Genomic DNA, 3116 nt, shown 5'->3' with positions numbered 1-3116 from the left:
TTTTTTACAGCACTTTTCTGTGGAACTAACAGAACAAAATCAAAAGATGATCTATATTCCAAAAGGTTTTGCCCACGGTTTTCAAACACTAAAAGATGATACAGAGCTGCTTTATCTGCACAGCACTGTCTATACTCCGTTAAATGAGGGAGCATTAAATATAAATGACCCGCTCTTAAATATAAAGTGGCCGTTAAATATAATCAATCTTTCTGCAAGAGATGAAACTCACCCATATTTAACCGATGAATTTGAAGGAGTAGAAGTAAATGAACTGTAGATTTTGCAAAACAGAACTCAATGATATTTTTGTAGATTTAGTCAACTCTCCTGCTTCAAATTCATATTTGACCAAAGAGCAGCTTGATGAACCGGAAGTTTTTTACCCTCTGAAAATTTATGTATGCCAAAAGTGTAAACTTGTGCAAATAGATGAGTATAAAAAATCAGATGATATTTTCGATAAAGATTATGCTTACTTTAGTTCATACTCTACAAGTTGGCTTGCACATGCTAAGAACTATGTAGAGATGATAACAAAGAGACTCTCACTGGATAAAAACTCACAAGTTACTGAAATAGCATCAAATGACGGCTATCTGCTTCAATATTTTAAAGAAAAAAATATACCCTGTATTGGAATAGAGCCAACAAAGAGCACGGCAGATGTTGCACGAGAAAAAGAGATTGATGTAATAGATGATTTTTTTGGAAGTTCTTTGGCTCAAACTTTAGTAAAATCAGATTTGATTCTTGGAAACAATGTTTTAGCACACGTTCCGGATATCAATGACTTTGTAAAAGGTCTCAAAATAGCTTTAAAAGAAAATGGAACTATTACCATGGAGTTTCCACATCTACTTAAGCTTATAGAAGAAAATCAGTTTGACACTATTTATCATGAGCATTTTTCATATCTATCTTTTTATACGGTTAAACAAATTTTTGAAGCACAAGGACTAAAGCTTTACGATGTAGAAAAACTTTCAACTCATGGAGGAAGTTTAAGAATCTATGCAACCCATCAAGAAAACCATATAGAAGTGTCTCAAAGTGTCGAGTATCTTTTAAAAGAAGAAAAAGCTTTTGGTTTAATTGATATGGATATTTATAAAGGATTTCAAGAAAAAGCAAACAGGGTAAAGTACGACTTGCTGGCTTTTTTGCTTGAAGCAAAAAAAGAGAATAAAAAAGTCGTAGCATACGGAGCTGCTGCAAAAGGAAACACTCTTTTAAATTATGCGGGGGTGAAAAACGACCTCATAGAGTTTGTAGTAGATAAATCACCACACAAGCAAGGCAAATATCTTCCTGCAAGTCATATTCCAGTCGTGAGTGAAGAAAAAATAAGCGAAACAAAGCCAGAGTATGTTTTAATACTTCCTTGGAATATTAAAGAGGAAGTTATAGAACAACTTGAGTATATTAAAGAGTGGAATGGTAAGTTTGTGGTTGCTGTGCCAAAATTAGAAGTTATTAAATAAAAGGAAAAAAGAAATGAATTATCTATCATCAATGTTTTGGGGAGTTAGAAACCCTGGTTTTTTCGAGGCAATGCAGCAAGCAATAGATAATACGCCTCAACAAGGTATTTATACAGGAGACAATCTTTTTACATTCAGTAAAAATTTAAGTTTTTTAAATAATAAGCCTTTTATGGATGCTTATAACAAGAATGTAACTACCGAAGTAGAAAGAGCGATACTCTGGAGAATATATGTCGTTGCATGGGCAGCAAAAAGTGTTATTTCTAGGAATATACCTGGTGATTTTGTAGAGTGTGCATGCTATAAAGGGACTACGGCAAGGATCGTTAGCGACTATGTAGATTTTGCTAAGCAAGAAAAAAGTTATTATCTTTATGATCTTTTTGAACATGACGAGTCTATGATGCATCATGCTATGCCAGAGCACAGCGCAACACTTTTTGAGCAAGTTAAAAATCGTTTTGCAGATCTCTCAAATGTAATCGTAACAAAAGGCCATGTGCCTAACGTTCTTCACGAAGTTTCACCACAAAAAGTTTCTCTTTTGCATATTGATTTAAATAATGCTGCTGCAGAGATTGGAGCACTTGAGATTTTATTTGATAGGCTATCTCCAGGCGGTATACTAATTTTGGATGATTATGGTTGGCTAGGCTATAGAGAACAAAAGCTCGCTGAAGATCCTTGGCTTGCAAAAAGAGGCTATGAAGTGCTTGAACTTCCTACTGGACAAGGAGTAATCTTTAAATGAATCAGATAGATTCAACCGCTAAAATATCATCATTATGCGACATTGAAATATCTAAAAAGGGTTCAATGCTGATTATCGGTGCAGACTCCATGGTGGATTCTTTCGTAAAAATTAAATTTACAGGTGGATTGGGCAATATTGAGATAGGCTCTAATGTATACATAAATTCCGGAACAGTTTTATATTCAGGCAACGGCATAATAATAGGCAATAATGTTCTTATTGGTCCTAACTGTTCAATTACCCCGACCAATCATGAATTTAGTGATAGAAATAAACCAATTAGAGAACAGGGTTTCAAGCAATCAAAAGGCGGGGTTATTATTGAAGACGATGTTTGGATAGGTGCAAATGTTGTTATTCTTGATGGAGCTATAATTAGGCATGGAGCTGTGATTGGAGCTAATTCTCTTGTAAATAGTGAAATTGAAGAGTACTCTATAAATTATGGCACACCTTGCAGAAAAATTGGTTATAGAAAAGAATGAATTTATCTAAATTAAAAAATAGAAAAGTAGCTATTTTAGGAATAGGTTATATAGGCTTAAATATATTAGACTATTTAAAAAGCCTTAAGGTAGAAACAGTTGCAATAACCAGAAAAAATATAGATATTCTTAAAAAAGAGGAGTTTGATTATCTTATAAATACCTCAGGAAACAGCGGGGATTTTAGAGATCAATTGATAGAGACAGTAGAGTCAAATATCGGTTTAAATAGTTATATTTTAGAAAATGCAAAAATAAAATATAGCTATGTTTATATTAGCTCTAGTCGAGTTTATGGCTCTTGCGATGAAAATAGTGTAGTTTTTGATGAAGATTCATATAGTTGTTATAATAATTTAAATTTGGATTACATATATGATGGAAGTAAAA

General features: G+C 33.2%; 5 protein-coding genes. All 5 read left to right on the top strand.

Translation table 11 applies throughout. From position 1 onward, the window contains the following. Window positions 1-280, top strand: a 280-nt coding sequence (rfbC, locus tag M0Q17_RS11065) for a dTDP-4-dehydrorhamnose 3,5-epimerase (RefSeq protein ID WP_295086825.1), incomplete at its 5' end; no start/stop codon positions are given. Continuing rightward, window positions 270-1484, top strand: coding sequence for a class I SAM-dependent methyltransferase (locus M0Q17_RS11060; protein WP_295086823.1), 1215 nt, complete (start codon window positions 270-272; stop codon window positions 1482-1484). The genes rfbC and M0Q17_RS11060, both read left to right, overlap by 11 nt. Window positions 1485-1497: 13 nt before the next feature. Further along, a complete protein-coding gene (locus tag M0Q17_RS11055; protein WP_295086821.1) occupies window positions 1498-2238 on the top strand; it encodes a TylF/MycF/NovP-related O-methyltransferase in 741 nt (246 codons plus the stop codon). Next, window positions 2235-2726, top strand: coding sequence for a DapH/DapD/GlmU-related protein (locus M0Q17_RS11050; RefSeq protein WP_295086819.1), 492 nt, complete (start codon window positions 2235-2237; stop codon window positions 2724-2726). Before M0Q17_RS11055 ends, M0Q17_RS11050 begins: the two co-directional genes overlap by 4 nt. After that, window positions 2723-3116: NAD-dependent epimerase/dehydratase family protein (locus tag M0Q17_RS11045; RefSeq protein WP_295086817.1), on the top strand; the 394-nt coding region annotated here is incomplete at its 3' end. The genes M0Q17_RS11050 and M0Q17_RS11045, both read left to right, overlap by 4 nt.

It is taken from the genome of Sulfurimonas sp., from assembly GCF_023229105.1.
Lineage (GTDB): Bacteria > Campylobacterota > Campylobacteria > Campylobacterales > Sulfurimonadaceae > Sulfurimonas.
This window is presented reverse-complemented; position numbering and strand designations above follow the sequence as displayed.

What these genes read in the sequence shown, in the direction of transcription:
- M0Q17_RS11060 (WP_295086823.1), top strand. Translation starts at nt 270, where the DNA reads ATGAACTGTAGATTTTGCAAAACAGAACTCAATGATATTTTTGTAGAT.
- M0Q17_RS11055 (WP_295086821.1), top strand. Translation starts at nt 1,498, where the DNA reads ATGAATTATCTATCATCAATGTTTTGGGGAGTTAGAAACCCTGGTTTT.
- M0Q17_RS11050 (WP_295086819.1), top strand. Translation starts at nt 2,235, where the DNA reads ATGAATCAGATAGATTCAACCGCTAAAATATCATCATTATGCGACATT.